The sequence below is a fragment of the Pseudoalteromonas sp. KS88 genome, assembly GCF_004766475.1.
Lineage (GTDB): Bacteria > Pseudomonadota > Gammaproteobacteria > Enterobacterales > Alteromonadaceae > Pseudoalteromonas.
The window spans coordinates 70,199-87,189 of sequence record NZ_PYHV01000005.1; the positions used below are offsets into that span (position 1 = coordinate 70,199).

At 39.2% G+C, this 16,991-nt stretch carries 15 protein-coding genes; 9 read left to right on the top strand and 6 right to left on the bottom strand.

The features are described 5' to 3' along the window. Positions 1-226: 226 nt before the first annotated feature. Both ushA and C7Y70_RS02680 read right to left on the bottom strand, forming a co-directional pair. On the bottom strand, positions 227-1,861 hold the full coding sequence (gene ushA, locus C7Y70_RS02675) for a bifunctional UDP-sugar hydrolase/5'-nucleotidase UshA (protein ID WP_135473280.1): 1,635 nt from the start codon (positions 1,859-1,861) through the stop codon (positions 227-229). An 87-nt stretch (positions 1,862-1,948) separates the two neighbouring features. After that, positions 1,949-2,131, bottom strand: a complete 183-nt coding sequence (locus C7Y70_RS02680; RefSeq protein ID WP_099296662.1) for a hypothetical protein — start codon at positions 2,129-2,131, stop codon at positions 1,949-1,951. A 263-nt stretch (positions 2,132-2,394) separates the two neighbouring features. On the opposite strand from C7Y70_RS02680, the gene C7Y70_RS02685 reads away from it, so the two are divergent. Next, entirely contained in the window at positions 2,395-3,141 is a 747-nt protein-coding gene (locus tag C7Y70_RS02685) for a peptidylprolyl isomerase (RefSeq protein WP_135473281.1), read from the top strand. A gap of 51 nt (positions 3,142-3,192) precedes the next feature. Here the strand turns inward: C7Y70_RS02685 and C7Y70_RS02690 are convergent, their stop codons facing one another. Continuing rightward, entirely contained in the window at positions 3,193-3,612 is a 420-nt protein-coding gene (locus C7Y70_RS02690) for an MAPEG family protein (protein ID WP_135473282.1), read from the bottom strand. A 160-nt stretch (positions 3,613-3,772) separates the two neighbouring features. Between C7Y70_RS02690 and C7Y70_RS02695 the strand changes: the two genes are divergently transcribed. The 5 genes from C7Y70_RS02695 to C7Y70_RS02715 all read left to right on the top strand — a co-directional run bounded on the left by C7Y70_RS02695 (position 3,773) and on the right by C7Y70_RS02715 (position 8,766). Continuing rightward, positions 3,773-6,655, top strand: a complete 2,883-nt coding sequence (locus tag C7Y70_RS02695) for an insulinase family protein (RefSeq protein WP_135473308.1) — start codon at positions 3,773-3,775, stop codon at positions 6,653-6,655. A gap of 129 nt (positions 6,656-6,784) precedes the next feature. Beyond that, positions 6,785-7,303, top strand: coding sequence for an RNA polymerase sigma factor (locus tag C7Y70_RS02700; RefSeq protein WP_135473283.1), 519 nt, complete (start codon positions 6,785-6,787; stop codon positions 7,301-7,303). Positions 7,304-7,312: 9 nt separating this feature from the next. After that, positions 7,313-7,699, top strand: coding sequence for a DUF6768 family protein (locus C7Y70_RS02705; protein WP_245321331.1), 387 nt, complete (start codon positions 7,313-7,315; stop codon positions 7,697-7,699). A gap of 24 nt (positions 7,700-7,723) precedes the next feature. Beyond that, on the top strand, positions 7,724-8,344 hold the full coding sequence (locus C7Y70_RS02710; RefSeq protein WP_135473284.1) for a DUF1287 domain-containing protein: 621 nt from the start codon (positions 7,724-7,726) through the stop codon (positions 8,342-8,344). Between the two features lie 17 nt (positions 8,345-8,361). Further along, complete coding sequence (locus tag C7Y70_RS02715; RefSeq protein ID WP_099296667.1) at positions 8,362-8,766, top strand: DUF1801 domain-containing protein; 405 nt, start codon at positions 8,362-8,364, stop codon at positions 8,764-8,766. 91 nt (positions 8,767-8,857) lie between these two features. Here the strand turns inward: C7Y70_RS02715 and C7Y70_RS02720 are convergent, their stop codons facing one another. After that, a complete protein-coding gene (locus tag C7Y70_RS02720) occupies positions 8,858-11,038 on the bottom strand; it encodes an OsmC domain/YcaO domain-containing protein (protein WP_099296668.1) in 2,181 nt (726 codons plus the stop codon). Positions 11,039-11,455: 417 nt separating this feature from the next. On the opposite strand from C7Y70_RS02720, the gene C7Y70_RS02725 reads away from it, so the two are divergent. Both C7Y70_RS02725 and C7Y70_RS02730 read left to right on the top strand, forming a co-directional pair. Next, positions 11,456-12,532: a porin gene (locus C7Y70_RS02725; RefSeq protein WP_135473310.1), complete on the top strand. Its 1,077-nt coding sequence runs from the start codon at positions 11,456-11,458 to the stop codon at positions 12,530-12,532. 10 nt (positions 12,533-12,542) lie between these two features. Then, positions 12,543-12,959 (top strand): phosphate ABC transporter substrate-binding protein, encoded by a 417-nt coding sequence (locus C7Y70_RS02730; RefSeq protein ID WP_180270449.1) that lies wholly within the window; start codon positions 12,543-12,545, stop codon positions 12,957-12,959. 96 nt (positions 12,960-13,055) lie between these two features. On the opposite strand, the gene C7Y70_RS02735 is transcribed toward C7Y70_RS02730, so the two are convergent. Both C7Y70_RS02735 and C7Y70_RS02740 read right to left on the bottom strand, forming a co-directional pair. Next, a complete protein-coding gene (locus C7Y70_RS02735) occupies positions 13,056-14,141 on the bottom strand; it encodes a methyl-accepting chemotaxis protein (RefSeq protein WP_099296669.1) in 1,086 nt (361 codons plus the stop codon). Positions 14,142-14,310: 169 nt separating this feature from the next. After that, positions 14,311-15,261, bottom strand: a complete 951-nt coding sequence (locus C7Y70_RS02740) for an AraC family transcriptional regulator (RefSeq protein WP_135473311.1) — start codon at positions 15,259-15,261, stop codon at positions 14,311-14,313. 173 nt (positions 15,262-15,434) lie between these two features. Between C7Y70_RS02740 and C7Y70_RS02745 the strand changes: the two genes are divergently transcribed. Beyond that, positions 15,435-16,955, top strand: a complete 1,521-nt coding sequence (locus tag C7Y70_RS02745) for an aldehyde dehydrogenase family protein (RefSeq protein WP_135473285.1) — start codon at positions 15,435-15,437, stop codon at positions 16,953-16,955. Positions 16,956-16,991 lie beyond the last annotated feature (36 nt).

Sequence of the window (16,991 nt, forward strand, 5' to 3'; positions counted from 1 at the left end):
TCAATTGTTCCTCGGCGCTGTAAGTTGTTTGCTAAAGGTTATTTAACCTGAACTCTAGATAATAAATCTATCTCCAGCGGCTACTTTCAACGCTAACTGCGTTGAATTTACATGCAATAGGCCAGCTATTGACGCGTAAATTNNTAAAAGTCTCCGGCTGGAGACGAACAAATATATTTGTGATTTAATATCAATACATTAGTACATCTCTTAACCCGAGTTCAGGTTATTTAGGTGCAAACGCTGCAGCACTGATTGGGCTGTTTTCTGTAAAAAAACGTTTTAATGCTTGGGCATCAGTTTCGTCAGTGCTCACAAACCCTTGACGATCAGTCAATGTGGGATATCCATCACCGCCAGAGGCATTATAACTGTTAATACTCATACGGTAGGTCGCGCTTAAGTCCAGTGGCTGGCCATTAATAAGTACATTGACTAATTTTCCGTTTTCGCGCTTGAAACGCATTTTATGATACTGCATGTAAGCGCCAGCATCGGGTGGGAAGCTTGTTACAACGTCTAAGTAATCCCATAAATCTTGGCCTTGCCAATCCATGTAAGTAATACGATTTTTAAAAGGGTGAACCTTTAAGATGTCCTTGTAACTGACTTCACCAGCAGCAATGCTATCGCGAATACCACCGCCACTAATAATTCCAAAATCTGCGCCGACTGTACTCATTTGAGCCGCTATAATTACGCGTGCTAAATTAGTTTGTTGATAACGTACTTTGTTGCGGTCACCTTCTAATTTTGCGTCAACAAAGCCGATTTTGCCTTCAATTTGTTTCGCACCTTTTGCTTGGTAGTCAGCTAAAAATGACTTGAGCTCTGGGTTAGGTGTAATGTATTTTGCAGCTAAAACAGGTTTTGTAGTGCCGTCAGCTTGTGGTTGTTCTATGTATAGATTTACAGGGAGTAATTTGTAATCAATTAATTTGAGTTGGCCGTTTTGTAGTTTAAATTCAGCTTTACCTACATATTTTCCCCATTCATGTGCTTGCATGATCCAAGTACCATTTTGCTGATCTGGTTTACAAGCTTTACCTGGGCCAAAATTATCATCATTGATGTTTTTATCTGCCATACAAATCGGCTCTTGAGAGTGGCCGCCGATGATCATATCCAGTGTGTTTTTAGGGAGTGAACGAGCAAGTGTTACATCGCCTGGCGCATTAATACCAAATGCAGCATCTACATAGTGGCCCATATGCGTTACGGCAATGGTAATGTCTGGTTGGTGTTGCTGATTGATTTTGTTTACCAATGTGTTGGTCACGTCTATCGGCTCTTTGAACTCTAAACCGCCAATATATTGAGGGTTACCAATTTTAGCTGTATCGGTAGTGGTTAAGCCAATAACTGCAATTTTAAGTCCTTGCTTATCAAATACCTTATAAGGCTGAAATGCATTTTCACCGGTTTTTTTATCAAAAATATTAGCTGATAATAAGGGAAAGTTTGCCCACTGCTGTTGTTTCTTTAATACACTTAAAGGGTTATCAAATTCGTGATTCCCCAATGCCATTGCATCATAGCCTATCAACGACATACCTTTAAAATCTGGCTCGGCAAATTGTAAATCAGACTCAGGTATACCTGTATTTATATCGCCACCAGAAAGCAGTAAAACAGCATGGCCTTGTTTTTGTGCATCATTTCGCAATTGATCAATCAACGTTTTGCGTGCCGCCATACCATACTCGCCTTTTTCATTGTGCCAAAAGCGACCATGATTATCATTGGTATGTAAGACAGTTAAATAGCGAGCTTCATTTGAAGAGGTTGATTCGTTTTTGGGGGGGGTATTACTACAAGCAGAAACACTTAATAGTAAGAGAAAACTAATAATTACGCGCATAATGTGACCCGTGTTGTCAGATTCTGTTCATTAAACGCGTAGTTTAAACTAAATTTATGACTAAATAACGTTTACAGCGCTACTTTTTTAGTTTTCAGTCTCTAATTGTCCTGTTGCCGCTAATTGCCTGCGGTTAAGTTCCTGCTCAGCGAGAGCTGATTTTTCATGATTGTTACCCACCATCCAATTTAAAAAACTGGCTGGGAGCTTTGTATACGACTGACCTTGATGTAACCCAAAGTCGCAAATATGCTCATTGCTTTGTGACATGACGGTTGATCCTGTTGTGTGTTTTTGTTGTCGCGGTCATCCTAACAAATTAAAACCATGGAATTGAGATCATTTAGTTTTAAGCAGCGTCTCTTTATAACGTCAACGAATAAAGAACAAGGTGTAAGTAAGTGTAACTCGATTGTAACCGTTTTGAGTTGATTTGTATTATTAATGGTTTGCAGCTCGTAATTGATGCAGTGTTTGTATAGTATTTTCATTAAATTTACATAAGAACAACACTGTAACTGGAAACAAAAACAATGAAAAAAATGATATTAGCAGGGCTTTTAGCGGTAACAACATTTGCTAGTAGCGCGACTGTTGTTGAAATGCAAACCTCGCAAGGAACCATCACTATCAATTTATTTGATCAACACACACCGAAAACAGTTGAAAACTTTTTGAGTTATGTTGATAACGAATTGTATAACAACACAGTGATTCACCGCTCAGTTAGTAACTTTGTGATTCAAGGTGGTGGATTCACCTATGACAATGAGTTTAAAGCAATTGAGACATCAGATGCAGTTGATAACGAGCCTGTTCTATCAAATGTAAAAGGCACTATCGCTATGGCAAAGTTGGGCAATGATGCAAACAGTGCCACCAGCCAATGGTTTTTTAATTTAAAAGACAACAGCGCAAATTTAGATAACCAAAATGGTGGTTTTACTGTCTTTGGCCAAATTACGACAGATAGCTATGCTGTAATTGACGCAATTCGTGAGCTAACACATTGCGGTGAAATACCTGTTGTAGACATTACCACCGAGCAGTGTGCTGATCCAGATACTGTTATTACATCTGCTAATTTAGTCTCTATTAACAGTGTTGTTGTTTTGGATGATGATCCAAACTCGTCAATAAACTTATCGCCAAAAGAAAATACAAGTAATAATGACGATGGTTTGATTGTTACTCCTGATGAGGGTAGCTCTAGTGGCGCTATTGGCTGGTTTGTACTGCCGTTGGTGTTATTCGGCTTTAAACGCCGTCGCACTGTTTAGGCATTTATAAATAGTGCTATCAACTGTTTGATAGCACTATTAAATGCGTTATTAAACGCTAAATACGCGCAAAACAATCAGTACCCACAGTACTAGAATCATTAAGCAACCAATTAAAAAGCTGTAATAACGTGGTTTTACATTATTTGCACCGACATGAATCAGCGTGTGCACTATTCTTGATACCACAAATCCCCATGCAACGGCTGTGAATAAAGTGCCTACTGCGTTCATTTGCATTGCAGCTAGGCATGCAATGAAGAAAAATACTGGCATTTCGAACTGATTGATAAAATTTCTATCTGCCACTCTTACTTTGTCTCCTGCGTGTTCGAGTTTCATGGTTGCGAAATCAGACATTGAAATTGTTTTGTTTTTTGCAGCAGCGAAACGACGACGCCCCATAATTACCATGACGGTAAAAGTTAATAAAACCTGTGCAAACATCGCCAATAACAAATACTTATCCATTTTGAGTCCTTTTTATTATTTAATTATAAAACTTGCTCAGACTAACAGTTTGTTTTTGCAATTTACAATGTGTTACAAAGTAAATAGGAAAATGATTGCAAGCATTTTGATATTTACCGATCATTCAAACAATACATTAAGTGATGGATTAGCCCTGAATATGAAAAAAATTATTACCCTAAGTGCAATAGCGCTTGCTGTTTTATCAGGTTGCGGCACAACTACAACAACACCCGTTCAACAAAATACTGCATTATTATCAGATACCTTAGTAATAAGCCCAAATGACAATCGCGAATATAAAACGCTTAAGTTAGCGAATAACATTGAAGTGATTTTAGTCTCAGATCCAAGTGCAGAAAAGTCAGCAGCGGCACTGAGTGTAGGGGTAGGTTTATTACATGATCCTATGAGCCAGCAAGGTATGGCGCACTATTTAGAGCATATGTTGTTTTTAGGCACAGAGCGCTACCCAGACACTAAAGGCTACTCTGATTTCATGACTAAAAATGGTGGTGCCCACAACGCCTACACTTGGCTTGATATCACTAATTACATGTTTAAAGTAAATAACGATGCCTACGATGAAGCCCTTGACCGCTTTGCCGATTTCTTTAAATCGCCTAAACTTTATCCTGAATACACAGATAAAGAAAAAAACGCCGTAAATGCCGAGTGGTCAATGCGCCGTGAAATGGACTTTTTTGGCCAATTTAAACTGGCACGTAAAATGATGGGCGATCACCCAGCTAACCGCTTTTTAATTGGTAACCTTGAAACGCTTGGTGATAAAGAAGGTAGCTCACTGCATAAAGAAACCGTCGATTTCTACAACAAATATTACTCTTCAAATATTATGAAAGTGGCAATGATTTCTAATTTACCACTGAGCGAAATGGAAGCAAAAGCACAAACGTACTTTGCAGATATTGAAGACAAAGAAATCGAAGAACCAACAGTCACTAAGAAGCTTGATTTTGATAACGTTGGCGGAAAACGTGTTCATTACGCACCAAACGAAGACGTAAAACAGTTACAGCTTGATTTTACTATAGTTGATAATAGCGATGAATTTGCGGTTAAACCAAATCGCTTTGTTGCTTACCTGCTCAGTAATGAAATGCAGGGAAGCCCAGCGCAAATATTGCGTGATAAAGGCTGGGTTTCGCAATTATCAGCAAGTAGCTCTCCTACGCACTACGGCAACTATGGTGCACTTACGGTTGATATACAGCTGACCGATGAGGGTATGAAGAATCGTGAAACAATAGTCGCGACTATTATGCAATATATCGACCTTATCAAAAAAGAAGGAGTTGATAGCAAATACTTTAATGAAATTCGTACATCGTTAAATAATCAATTCCAATTCTTAGAAAAGGGCGACGAATTTGGTTATGTTAGTAACCTCGCTGGCAGCATGCAAGAGTACCCAATTAATCATGCTATTAATGCGCCGTATCATTATGCGAAGTTTGATGCTGATGCGATAAACAATGTGCTTAAGCAATTAAACGCCGACACTCTGCGAGTTTGGTATACATCTAAGCAAGAAGAAACCGATTCACAATTACATTTTTACGATGGTAAATATCGCATTGAAGATATTAGTGATGAAGAGATTGCCAGCTGGGACAAGCCAAGTGAGTTTGATCTTGCATTGCCAACGGTAAACCGTTTATTGCCTGAAAGCTTTGCTATTAAAACCGCTGAGTTCGGTGAGCAAGAAAACCCAGAGTTAGTCTATGACAAACAAGGCGTAAAAGTATGGCGCCAAGCAAGTCAAAACTTTGCTGAGCAACCTAAAGGTTTAGTCGAAGTGTATGTAAATACACCTGACGCACTCACGGATATTAAAGCCAAAGTACTGTATTCAGTATGGGCTGATCTATATAATTTACAACAAAGTAAATTAAGCACTGAGGCTGCGGTTGCAGGCATGAGTGTAGGTTTAGAAGCAAGTAATGGCTTGATCTTATCACTAAGTGGTTTTACGGATAAGCAAGATGTATTGTTGGCACAAGCGCTTGAATCAATTAATGTTCAAACAACGCAGCAAGGCTTAGCGCAAGCGCTAGACCGCTTCCAACGTGGCTTACTGAATAAACAAAAGCAATTTCCTTTCTATCAAGCATTTGACGAATACTCAAAGCTGATCAGAACCGGCAGCTTTGATACGGACGAATTAATTAAAACCGCCCAATCAATTACCCTTGCAGATTTTGAGCAATTAAAACAACATACATTTAGCAATAATGAACTGCGTGTATTTACCTTTGGTAACTACAACCAACAAGATGTTGAAGCCATTGCAAAAGAGCTAACAGATGTTTTACCTAACAATCATCAATCTACAGCCTTTGCGCGCAGTAAAGCGTGGTTACCGCAAGTAGGTGAAACCATCGTTTTACAAAAAGACATTGATGTTGCGGATGTAGCGATCATCGATATGACTGTGCACCCAATTGCCGGTTATAAGCAAAAAGCGCAAGCACAAGTATTACAAGATCACTTTAGAACTATCGCGTTTGACAAAATGCGTACCGAAGAGCAGCTAGCCTATGCTGTAGGTGCACTTGCTCGCCCAATCGAAGATTACTCAGCAATTGGCCTGTTTATTCAAACACCAGTAAAAGGCCCGAAAGAAATGCAAGCGCGTTTCGAGACGTTCAAAAAGCAATACGCTGTTGAGCTTGATAATATGAGCGAGGAGACATTTGCTCAGCTTAAAAATGCATCCCTTGTTTCGCTTAAAGAGCAGCCTAAAAACTTAAGTGATGAAATGGGCCCATTGATTGGTGATTGGTACCGCGAGAACTTTGACTTTGATTCAAGAGCAAAGCTAATCGCAGAAGTAGAAAAAGTCACCCTTGCGGATATTAAAGACTATTACAAACAAACCATGCTAAACCCAGAAGCTGCACGGTTAAATGTGCAATTACGTGGTAGTAAATTTGCCGACAAAGCGTTCGCAGACTTACCAAAGCAAACAAAAGTCACAGACTTACAAGCGCACTTTGATGGTATTAAATTGCAAAAGTAACAAATGCTAATATAAGTAGTATAAACACATTAAGCCCAAGCAATTGCTTGGGCTTTTTTGTAATAAATAAAAAGTTGCGAACCTTTTACTAAGCTAAATCGTCTTGTAAAAAAGAGATAAAGGAATTGCATGGATTCGACGCAAATAACGCTTGCTGTCATTAATGCGCAGCAGGGCGATGAGTTAGCTTTTAACTCATTATGTAACTGTTTATACAAACCAAGCTTTCTCTTTGCGATGAAACTGAGCAAGCAGACGGATTTAGCGAAGGATATTACTCAAGAAGCGTGGGCTGTAGTGGCAAAAGATATTCGAAAACTAAAAGAGCCCAGTGTATTTAAAGCGTGGCTATTTAGAGTGGTGTATCACAAATTCATAGATACAACCCGACAAAGCAGAGGCTACGAGAGTTTTCAGCTAGGTAAGCATGAACAAATAAGAGATATAACAAGTAGTAATGAGCAATCAATTGATTTACTCAAACTAATAAATAACCTGCCAGATAGTGAACGGCACAGTATCTACTTATTTTATCTAGAGCAAATGTCGATTAGTGACATCGCCTTAATAACGGATGTAGCGGTTGGGACAGTTAAGTCACGCTTGCACCGAGCAAGAGCTCAGTTGGCATTATGGTTAAATGAATAATTGGAGAGAATGATGATGAATTTTGATGAAAAAATTAAACAGAGTTTGCAAGCAGAGCAACACAATTTAGAGTCTATTTTAGAGAGTGATCCTGGCTTATTTAAGCAGCTTAGCGGTGTATATAATGGAAATATGCGACGTTGGACTATTTTAGGGACGTTTTTCGCTTTTATACTCACAGCCATTTTTATATTATCAGCGTATCAATTTTTTAATTCCGAGCAGCAATTGTTTTGGGCGGTGTGTTTTGTGAGTAGTTTAATGATGCAAATTGCAATAAAGCTGTGGCTGTTTATGGAAATGAACCGACAATCGATCATTAAAGAAATCAAGCGAAGCGAGCTTGAGATTAGGCTGATGCTCAGTGAGCATTTAACCTCTAACAGTCGAACCTAAACTAAAATGTAAAAGGAAAATGCAATGCAGTTAAGATCGCTAGGTGTTAATACTAATCACTTATTGTTACTGACTCTCTCTTTAGTGTTTTCTGCTTTTAGTTATAGCAATACATTTACAGATGGATTGGTAAACGCCGCAAATGAAAGAACAGCGCACACTGTACGTTATGACGGTGCTTATCATCGTATTGCATACCCAAATGGAGACGTACCTGCCAATATTGGCGTGTGCACCGATGTCATTATTCGCAGTTACCGAACACTTGGGATTGATTTACAACAATTAGTGCATGAAGACATGCGCGATAATTTCTCATCTTATCCTTCTACAAGAATATGGGGCTTAACTAAGCCCGATAGCAATATTGATCATCGCAGAGTGCCCAACTTACAAACTTTTTTTAAACGTCACGGTACTGTGCTAGCTATAACTAATGATGCTGATAGCTATAAAGCGGGTGATATTGTTACGTGGATGCTACCAGGTAATCTGCCGCATATAGGTATCGTGGTAAATGAGCTCGCGCCAGATAACAAAACGCCGCTTATTGTGCATAACATCGGAGCTGGGCCACAACGAGAAGATGTGCTGTTTAGCTATAAAATCACCGGGCATTACCGGTATAAGCCTGCTGAACTATAAAGGAAATATTTAAAATTATGGATGAAAACGTAAAGCAAAAGTTTACGACTTACCCTGACAATATTGCGGTGTTATTGCACGATATTCGAAATTTAATTTTTGGCGTTGCCGCACAAGATGGTATCACCGAACTTGAAGAAACCTTGAAATGGGGAGAGCCGAGTTATATCTCAAAAAGTGGTTCCACAATCCGATTTGATTATAAAGATAAAGCACCGCAGCAATTTTGTATTTACTTTAACTGTAATACAAAGCTGGTGGAGACATTTAAAGAGTTATATGGCGATACCTTTGTCTATCAAGGTAACCGTGCGTTGGTGTTTGAGCTTGATCAAGCATTGCCAAACAAAGAGCTTGCTCATTGTATCTCTTTGGCACTGCGCTACAAAAAAATAAAGCACCTGCCAATGCTAGGTGCTTAAATTTAATGGCTTATTAGCGCGGCGTAAAGCTGAGCCTAAGTGAAGGACGACGGCTCAAACCTTTAACCACGCAAACTCGCGCTCACACTTTTTACTTGGCCCTTGCAGCGCGTGCAGCGTGGAGTTTTTTGTAGCTGTCGATTAAACGCTGATGACGCTCTAATCCTTCAAGCTGCATGTTGGTAGGCGTTAAGCCATAAAACACTACATCGCCATTGATTGAACCAACCACTGCATCCATCACTTCTTGGCCAAACATGCGGGTAAAGCTGTGAATGTAGTCTTCAATTTCAAGGTCATCATTTAAGGCAACTTCAAGTGTGGCGTGCATTGCTTGGTAAAATAAGCCGCGTTCAACGGTGTTATCGTTAAACTGTAAAAAGGTTTCAACCAGTTCCATCGTCGCTTCTAAATCACCTAATGCTAAGTAAATAAGTAATTTAAGCTCAAGAATTGTTAACTGTCCCCATACCGTGTTTTCATCAAACTCAACACCAATTAGAGTGATAATATCAGTGTAGTTATCAAGCTGGCTTTCTTCTAAGCGCTCGACTAAATCGGCAAGTTGGTCTTCATCTAAACTGTGCAGGTTTAAAATGTCTTCACGGTATTTAAGGGCTTTGTTGGTGTTATCCCAAATTAAATCTTCAACAGGGTAAACTTCTGAGTAATCAGGCACTAAAATACGACATGCAGTGCCTAAGTCTGAAAACTCAGCTATGTAGGCTTCTTTACCTAAATCTTTTAAGATGCCGAACAGGCTGGCTGTTTCTTCTTCATTGGTGCCCGAAAAGTCCCACTCTACAAAGTCATAATCATGCTTTGCACTGAAAAAGCGCCATGAAATTTTACCGGTTGAATCAATAAAGTGCTCAACAAAGTTTTCAGGTTCTGAGACAGCCATGCTGTTGAAAGTTGGTTTTGGTACGTCATTTAAGCCTTCAAAACTGCGACCTTGTAATAGTTCTGTTAGGCTGCGCTCTAGGGCAACTTCAAAACTAGGGTGTGCACCAAATGAGGCAAAAACACCGCCGGTTTTTGGATTCATTAATGTCACGCACATCACAGGAAATTGGCCGCCAAGGGAGGCGTCTTTAACAACGACTGGAAAGCCTTGCTCTTCTAAACCTTTAATACCGGCAACAATACCTGGGTATTTAGCAAGCACGTCTTCTGGTACGTCAGGCAGTACGATTTCTTGTTCGATAATTTGGCGTTTAACAGCACGCTCAAAAATCTCAGATAAACACTGTACTTTTGCCTCAGCAAAGTTATTACCGGCGCTCATACCATTACTTAAAAATAAGTTTTCAATTAAGTTTGATGGGAAATACACGGTTTCGCCGTCAGATTGACGAACATATGGAATAGAGCAAATACCGCGTTCAACATTACCTGAGTTTGTGTCGATTAGGTGTGAGCCACACAACTCATCTTCAGGGTTATAAATGCTCAGCGTGTAGTCGTCTAAAATGCCTTCAGGCAATGAGTCATCGTCAGTAAGGGCAAACCATTTTTCATTCGGGTAATGAACAAATTCGCTGTTGGCAATTTCTTCACCAAGGAATTGATCATTATAGAAAAAGTTACAGTTTAAACGCTCAATAAATTCGCCAAGGGCAGAGCATAATGCGCTTTCTTTAGTTGCGCCTTTACCATTGGTAAAGCACATTGGAGAGGCAGCATCACGAATATGTAATGACCACACGTTTGGTACAATATTGCGCCACGATGAAATTTCAATCTTCATGCCCAAATCGGCTAAAATCGCGGTCATATCAGCGATGGTTTGCTCAAGCGGTAAGTCTTTTCCAAGAATAAAGGTGTTTTCGCTGCCCTCAGGCTTTGCCATTAACATAGCCTCTGCGTCGTTATCGAGGCTTTCTACCGCGTCAATTTTAAACTCAGGCTTGGTTTGAATAACACGTTTTACTGTACAGCGATCGACTGAACGCAGGATACCGGTGCGGTCTTTTTCAGAAATGCTTTCAGGCAGTTCAACCTGAATTTGAAAAATTTGGTTATAACGATCTTCTGGATCAACAATGTTATTTTGCGCAACGCGAATACCGTCGGTCGATATGTCACGCGCATTACAATACACTTTTATAAAATACGCAGCACATAAAGCTGAAGAGGCCAGGAAGTAGTCAAAAGGGCTTGGCGCAGAGCCGTCGCCTTTGTAACGGATTGGTTGATCTGCAATGACTGAGAAATCGTCGAACTTAGCTTCTAATCTAAGGTTATCGAGAAAATTAACTTTAATTTCCATTGAGTTGGTCCACCTTCGTGCGCACTTTTTTAGTTAGCTTTACTTTGTTTTAGCCACACTAAATCAGTGTATTTTCATTAATTGGTAATTATCCGCTTTTTAAGGCCTCACATACAAGTAATAGTCTTAGGTTAAATAAAATAAATACGGGTAACGATCCCGCGCAATCAAAGTTTAGTACGTCTATTTTTGTGAAAAACGCGATAAATATTTAGAGGTTTATAGGAGAAATACAGTATTTGAGTCAGAGAATATGCAGTGATGAGTTTACAGTGTCAGACTTTATAGTGGCGTGTCTTTGCGCCCATCATATTTATTTTTAAAATAATCTGTTGGATTAATGAGCAATATTTTGATGTTGGTCTAGTTTTAATTATGCATATTGCAAAATACTCATATCATAAGGTAACGCAAATGATGAAAAAGCTGTATTGGTTATTAACTGTAAATTGTTTACTGTTTACGGGGGGTTCTTACGGCGAGATTAATTTCTCAGGCTTTAGCAGTATTAATGCTGGTAAAGTTTTATCCGGAAGTGGTGTCCCGCAATACGATATACCTCCTACCTTTTTAGCTGATTATCCGATTGTTTCAGCGTATGACGAAGATGTTTCATTTAAACCTGAGAGCTTATTTGGGTTACAGATAAGTGCAGATTTAGCCGATGGTTTGTCTATGACAGGGCAAATAGTTGCACGGGGCGCCAATGATTTTGATGCATCAATCGAATGGGCTTATTTATCCTATGAGCTTAATGACAATTGGACAATTCAAGCAGGAAAAAAACGTTTACCTCTATTTTATTATTCTGATTTCTATGACGTAGGTTACGCCTATGTATGGATGCGCCCACCTGCAGATAATTACACCTGGCAAATCTTTAATTACAATGGTGTGAACGCCTTATACAGCGGAGATATCGGTGACTGGTCTGTGATGGGAAATCTTTACTATGGAGAAGAAGACGATAAAGATAATAAATTGCTCAGCGAGTTTTTCTTTAAAGAGCCAACACGTGAGATTTGGCGTGACATGCTTGGCGCAGTGCTGCAACTAAATAAAGAGTGGTTTGAAGTACGGCTCACTCACATGACTTATAAAAATGAACGGTATCGTAGTGGTGAACGTGTGCTATTTGATGGTGAAACGAGCCGAACTGGTAAGTTTTATGGTGTGGCTGTTAATTTAGATTTTGACAACATATTTGTTTTAACAGAATTAAATCGCTTAGACTTAAATGGCAATCTCGATACCTCAATGATCACGCTAGGTTATCGCTTTGATGCTGTAACACCTTATGTTTCATATTCTCAATTTAAAGAAGATTCTCAAGATGGTGAGCAGCATAATACTACGTCACTTGGAGTACGTTGGGACTTTCATTCATCGGCAGCGTTTAAAGTGCAATTTGATAAAGTGAACGATGAATCATTTGACCTTGCTGTAGCAGGTGATAGTGAATCAATCTCACTTGGCATTGACTTGGTATTTTAAGGAATACGTTATGATAGTGTTTAAAAAGGTACTCTTACCACTTTTATTGCTGAGTTGTTATTCAGTAAATGCAGAAGTTGTTGTTATTGTTCACCCATCTAATAGTAGTAGTTTTGATCAATCAGAAATCTCTAAGTTCTTTTTAGGTAAAGCAAAATCGTTTTCTGATGGGAATCAAGCTGTTCCAATTAACCAAGAAGATAGTTCCACAGTACGTAAAGAGTTTGATAGCAACGTATTATCTAAATCTGGAAGCCAGCTCAAAGCGTATTGGTCAAAACTTATTTTTACGGGCAAGGGATCCCCACCGAAAGAAGTGTCAAATGATGCAGATGTAATCGATTTAATCAGTAAAAACCCCAGCATGATTGGTTACGTTGATGCTGCATCACTCAACGATACTGTTAAGTCGGTGGGTAAGTTCTGATCGTATATGTAAGTATAAAAGTCGATTACATTTAAACCGTAATCGACTTTTTAATGCCTGAGTTAAGATGTTATTGATGACTAAAAAAATTGTGGTTTATTGGTTTGCTAAATCATCAAGCAGATTCATAACACGCTCACTGGCTGCTTCCATTAAGTTAATATGTTTGATTGCATTTGTTTTTTCACCGCTATGAATAAGCACAAGTGCTTCAACGCCGTTGCGATGTACTTCTTTATGCGGCTCTTCCAATTGTTTAAATGCATTAAGCTGCTTAAAGTTTTGTGCATCTTCGGAGTTGTACCATTGGCCCAAGCGGCACATTGTATGGTTACTAAAATCGTCAATCGACTTATTTAAAGTACCATTAGCAACCGCATATACTTCGCCTTTCCATACGATATGGTCAAGTTTTACAGTTTGAATAAATGAACGTATAGCAGCATTAGTTATAGTATTTTTCATACTTGAGCAATGATCAATGATGGTGCCGTAATCATTATTTAATGCCCCAAAGTTACTTGAAAGCTGAGAGTTGTTGTCTTGAATTGTTGAAACGGAGTTAACGGTTTCACTTGTTTTACTGATAATGCCTTTAACAAGCTCTGAGACTTCTTGCGCAGATTTATTGGTGTTAGTGGCCAATGTTCTCACTTCATCGGCAACAACACTAAATCCTCTGCCAGCCTCGCCCGCTCTTGCAGCCTCAATAGCGGCATTTAATGCCAATAAGTTTGTTTGATCAGAAATTTTAGAAATGGTGATTACAAAGTTATTAATGCTATCAGCCATAGTAGATAGCCCAGAAATACTCTCTGTCATGCTGCCCATTTTAGTGGTCATTTGATCCATTTCTTGGATGATTTGCTGAAGCGATTTACTCGAAGTCTCTAGTAGATCGCTGATTTGATAGCTCACCTTGCTTTCTTCATCAATGGTTGTGTATGACTCTAAAACTGTTTGCCTAATGCCCTCAATTTGGTTGATACATTCAATTGTACTTTGCAGTAAGCTTGCATTAAATTGCTGTTCTTCATCTGATGACTGCTGATTTAACTGAGCGTGCAATTGTTCATTTTCAATGGTGATTGCTTGGTTGTCAGCTTTTAATAACTCAATTTCTTTTAAAAGCGCCTCACATTGGCTTTGTGATGCTAAATAGGTTTTACTTGAGACGAACATGAACATTTCCTGTAATTGAGGATCCAAATATGACCCGAACAATAAAACTAGCTTAGATTGAGATGAAGTACAATTATATTAATACATTAGGTTAACTTTATCTTAAATTTAATTCGTTAAATTTTCTTATTTTAAGAATAGTAATAAGTAATTAACCTGTACAGATAGATTATTGCAGCGAATTATTGCACTTATTAGCAAGTTTGTTTTTGACTTGCATCAAAATGCTCTTGGGTGGCTTGCCAAACGCGCTTTTAAATAAGCGGCTGAAATGGCTCGGACTTGAAAAGCCAAGCTCGTAACAAATTTGACTAACTAACTTACCCTGTTGTAATTGTGAGTGTGCAAGTTTAAGCCTTAACTGCTGCTGCCATTGGGCAGGACTTTGGCCAAAGGCTAATTTAAACTGTTGATAAAATTTACTGCGGCTCATGCAGGCTATTTTGCATAGTTCATCAATATCGAGTGGATGACTGAGGTTTTGTTCAATATGCCTTAAGACGTGTGTAAAACCACAATCAATCATTGGTTTTTGGCTATTTGCCAATAATAAATCGCGACTTTGTTGTTGTAATAAGCGAGTAATTAATTCATTAATGCTTAACTCAATCAAGTATTGGCGGTCTTGTTCATTTTCGCTAAATAAACCCACCATGCGCTCTAATAAACTTTGCGTGTTTTGATTGTGTTCAGTGTGAACAAGTTGCGGGGTATATTGAAAGAAATCATCCTTGCTTATTTGTTGTTGTATATTCAATGCATCTGCTACTTGGCTTATTTTCTCTCTACTAATCTCAATAGCTAAGCACGTTGTTGGTTGGGTCATTGACGCTTCAGGAAAGTCAATTAATACGCCTTGCTCAGGGGCAAGCACAAATGATTGCTGAGGTAAAAATGAGTGGTGGTAGTCACTGTCGTTTACATGCATTATTTTTTTTCCAGTGATCATACCGCAAAATAGTAACTCACTGGAATGTAATGCTATTTTTTGTGCATTTTTATATGTGTCATAAATACTTAAGTGTGCACTGTCAGAGGCAAAAGTGAGCTTATTTTCAATGAGTACATCAACCGCTTTACGTTGCTTTGTTAGCTTTTCAGTCATTAAGTAGGCTGTCATCATAATCCCTTTTTAAGTTTGGACACACAGGCACGTTTTCTGGACAGGCAATCAAGTTTGTATGCTTTATATACGCTAATGTCAATAAATGGCAGATAAACAATTAATAATTACCTCGCCATATTGAGCCTTATAAGGCAACTATTGAGCAACAACTGATCAAAGGACACACAATGATTTACGCAAATCCTGGCGCAGAGGGCGCACTCATTAATTTTAAATCGCAATACGGTAATTTTATTGGTGGGCAATGGGTTGAGCCTGTAAATGGCCAATACTTTGACAACATAAGCCCTGTGAACGGCGAGGTGTTTTGTAAAATTCCACGCTCAGATAAAGCAGATATAGAACTGGCGCTCGACAAAGCGCATGAAGCCAAAATTGCTTGGGGTGTAACTTCTGTTACTGATCGCAGTAACATCTTACTTAAAATAGCGGATCGAATTGAGCAAAATTTAGAGCTATTGGCTGTTGCAGAAACATGGGATAACGGCAAAGCGATTCGTGAAACGTTAGCGGCTGACATTCCACTTGCTGCTGATCACTTTCGCTACTTTGCGGGCTGTTTACGTGCTCAAGAGGGCTCTATTGGAGAAATAGACGAAACCACTGTTGCGTATCATTTTCATGAACCACTGGGCGTAGTAGGGCAAATAATCCCATGGAACTTCCCAATTTTAATGGCGGCATGGAAGCTCGCGCCAGCGCTTGCTGCGGGTAATTGTGTTGTGCTTAAACCGGCAGAGCAAACCCCAGCCTCCATTTTAGTGTTGATGGAAATCATCGGTGATTTATTACCCGCTGGTGTATTAAATGTTGTTAACGGCTTTGGTAAAGAAGCTGGTGAAGCACTGGCAACAAATACTCGTATTGCAAAAATTGCCTTCACAGGCTCGACTCCTGTTGGCTCGCATATTTTAAAGTGCGCAGCAGATAATATTATTCCTTCAACAGTTGAGCTCGGTGGTAAATCTCCTAACATTTTCTTTAATGATGTAATGGAAAAAGACGATTCATTTTTAAGTAAAGCTATTGAGGGAGCGGTGCTGGCTTACTTCAATCAAGGTGAAGTGTGTACTTGCCCGTCGCGATTATTCATCCAAGAAGACATTTACGATCAGTTTATTGAACGTATTTTAGCGCGCACACTGCAGATAAAACGTGGCAACCCACTTGATAGTGAAACCATGGTAGGGGCGCAAGCGTCTCAAGCTCAATTTGATAAAATACTCAGCTACATCGAAATTGGTAAAAAAGAAGGCGCAGAAGTACTCACTGGCGGTAACGTCGAGCAATTAAGTGAGGAGCTAAATGGCGGTTATTATATTCAGCCTACTTTACTTAAAGGTACTAACGACATGCGAGTGTTCCAAGAGGAGATCTTTGGCCCTGTTATCTCCATGTCGACCTTTAAAGATGAAGCAGAAGCGCTAGAACTTGCTAACAGCTCAGAGTTTGGCTTAGGCGCTGGCGTGTGGAGCCGTAACATGAACCGCGCTTATCACTTTGGCCGTAAAATAGAGGCAGGCCGTGTGTGGACGAATTGTTACCACATGTACCCAGCCCATGCTGCATTTGGTGGATATAAAAAATCAGGTATTGGTCGTGAAACCCACAAACTCGCTCTTGAACATTACCAACAAACTAAAAACTTATTAGTAAGTTATAGTGAAGATCCTCTTGGCTTTTTTTAACCCCTAAATAAGTGATCACAAATTAAGTCATGATAA

Bases quoted from the DNA above. Each gene is read 5' to 3' on its own strand.
- ushA (WP_135473280.1), bottom strand. From the start codon at position 1,861: ATGCGCGTAATTATTAGTTTTCTCTTACTATTAAGTGTTTCTGCTTGT.
- C7Y70_RS02680 (WP_099296662.1), bottom strand. From the start codon at position 2,131: ATGTCACAAAGCAATGAGCATATTTGCGACTTTGGGTTACATCAAGGT.
- C7Y70_RS02685 (WP_135473281.1), top strand. From the start codon at position 2,395: ATGAAAAAAATGATATTAGCAGGGCTTTTAGCGGTAACAACATTTGCT.
- C7Y70_RS02690 (WP_135473282.1), bottom strand. From the start codon at position 3,612: ATGGATAAGTATTTGTTATTGGCGATGTTTGCACAGGTTTTATTAACT.
- C7Y70_RS02695 (WP_135473308.1), top strand. From the start codon at position 3,773: ATGAAAAAAATTATTACCCTAAGTGCAATAGCGCTTGCTGTTTTATCA.
- C7Y70_RS02700 (WP_135473283.1), top strand. From the start codon at position 6,785: ATGGATTCGACGCAAATAACGCTTGCTGTCATTAATGCGCAGCAGGGC.
- C7Y70_RS02705 (WP_245321331.1), top strand. From the start codon at position 7,313: ATGATGATGAATTTTGATGAAAAAATTAAACAGAGTTTGCAAGCAGAG.
- C7Y70_RS02710 (WP_135473284.1), top strand. From the start codon at position 7,724: ATGCAGTTAAGATCGCTAGGTGTTAATACTAATCACTTATTGTTACTG.
- C7Y70_RS02715 (WP_099296667.1), top strand. From the start codon at position 8,362: ATGGATGAAAACGTAAAGCAAAAGTTTACGACTTACCCTGACAATATT.
- C7Y70_RS02720 (WP_099296668.1), bottom strand. From the start codon at position 11,038: ATGGAAATTAAAGTTAATTTTCTCGATAACCTTAGATTAGAAGCTAAG.
- C7Y70_RS02725 (WP_135473310.1), top strand. From the start codon at position 11,456: ATGAAAAAGCTGTATTGGTTATTAACTGTAAATTGTTTACTGTTTACG.
- C7Y70_RS02730 (WP_180270449.1), top strand. From the start codon at position 12,543: ATGATAGTGTTTAAAAAGGTACTCTTACCACTTTTATTGCTGAGTTGT.
- C7Y70_RS02735 (WP_099296669.1), bottom strand. From the start codon at position 14,141: ATGTTCGTCTCAAGTAAAACCTATTTAGCATCACAAAGCCAATGTGAG.
- C7Y70_RS02740 (WP_135473311.1), bottom strand. From the start codon at position 15,261: ATGACAGCCTACTTAATGACTGAAAAGCTAACAAAGCAACGTAAAGCG.
- C7Y70_RS02745 (WP_135473285.1), top strand. From the start codon at position 15,435: ATGATTTACGCAAATCCTGGCGCAGAGGGCGCACTCATTAATTTTAAA.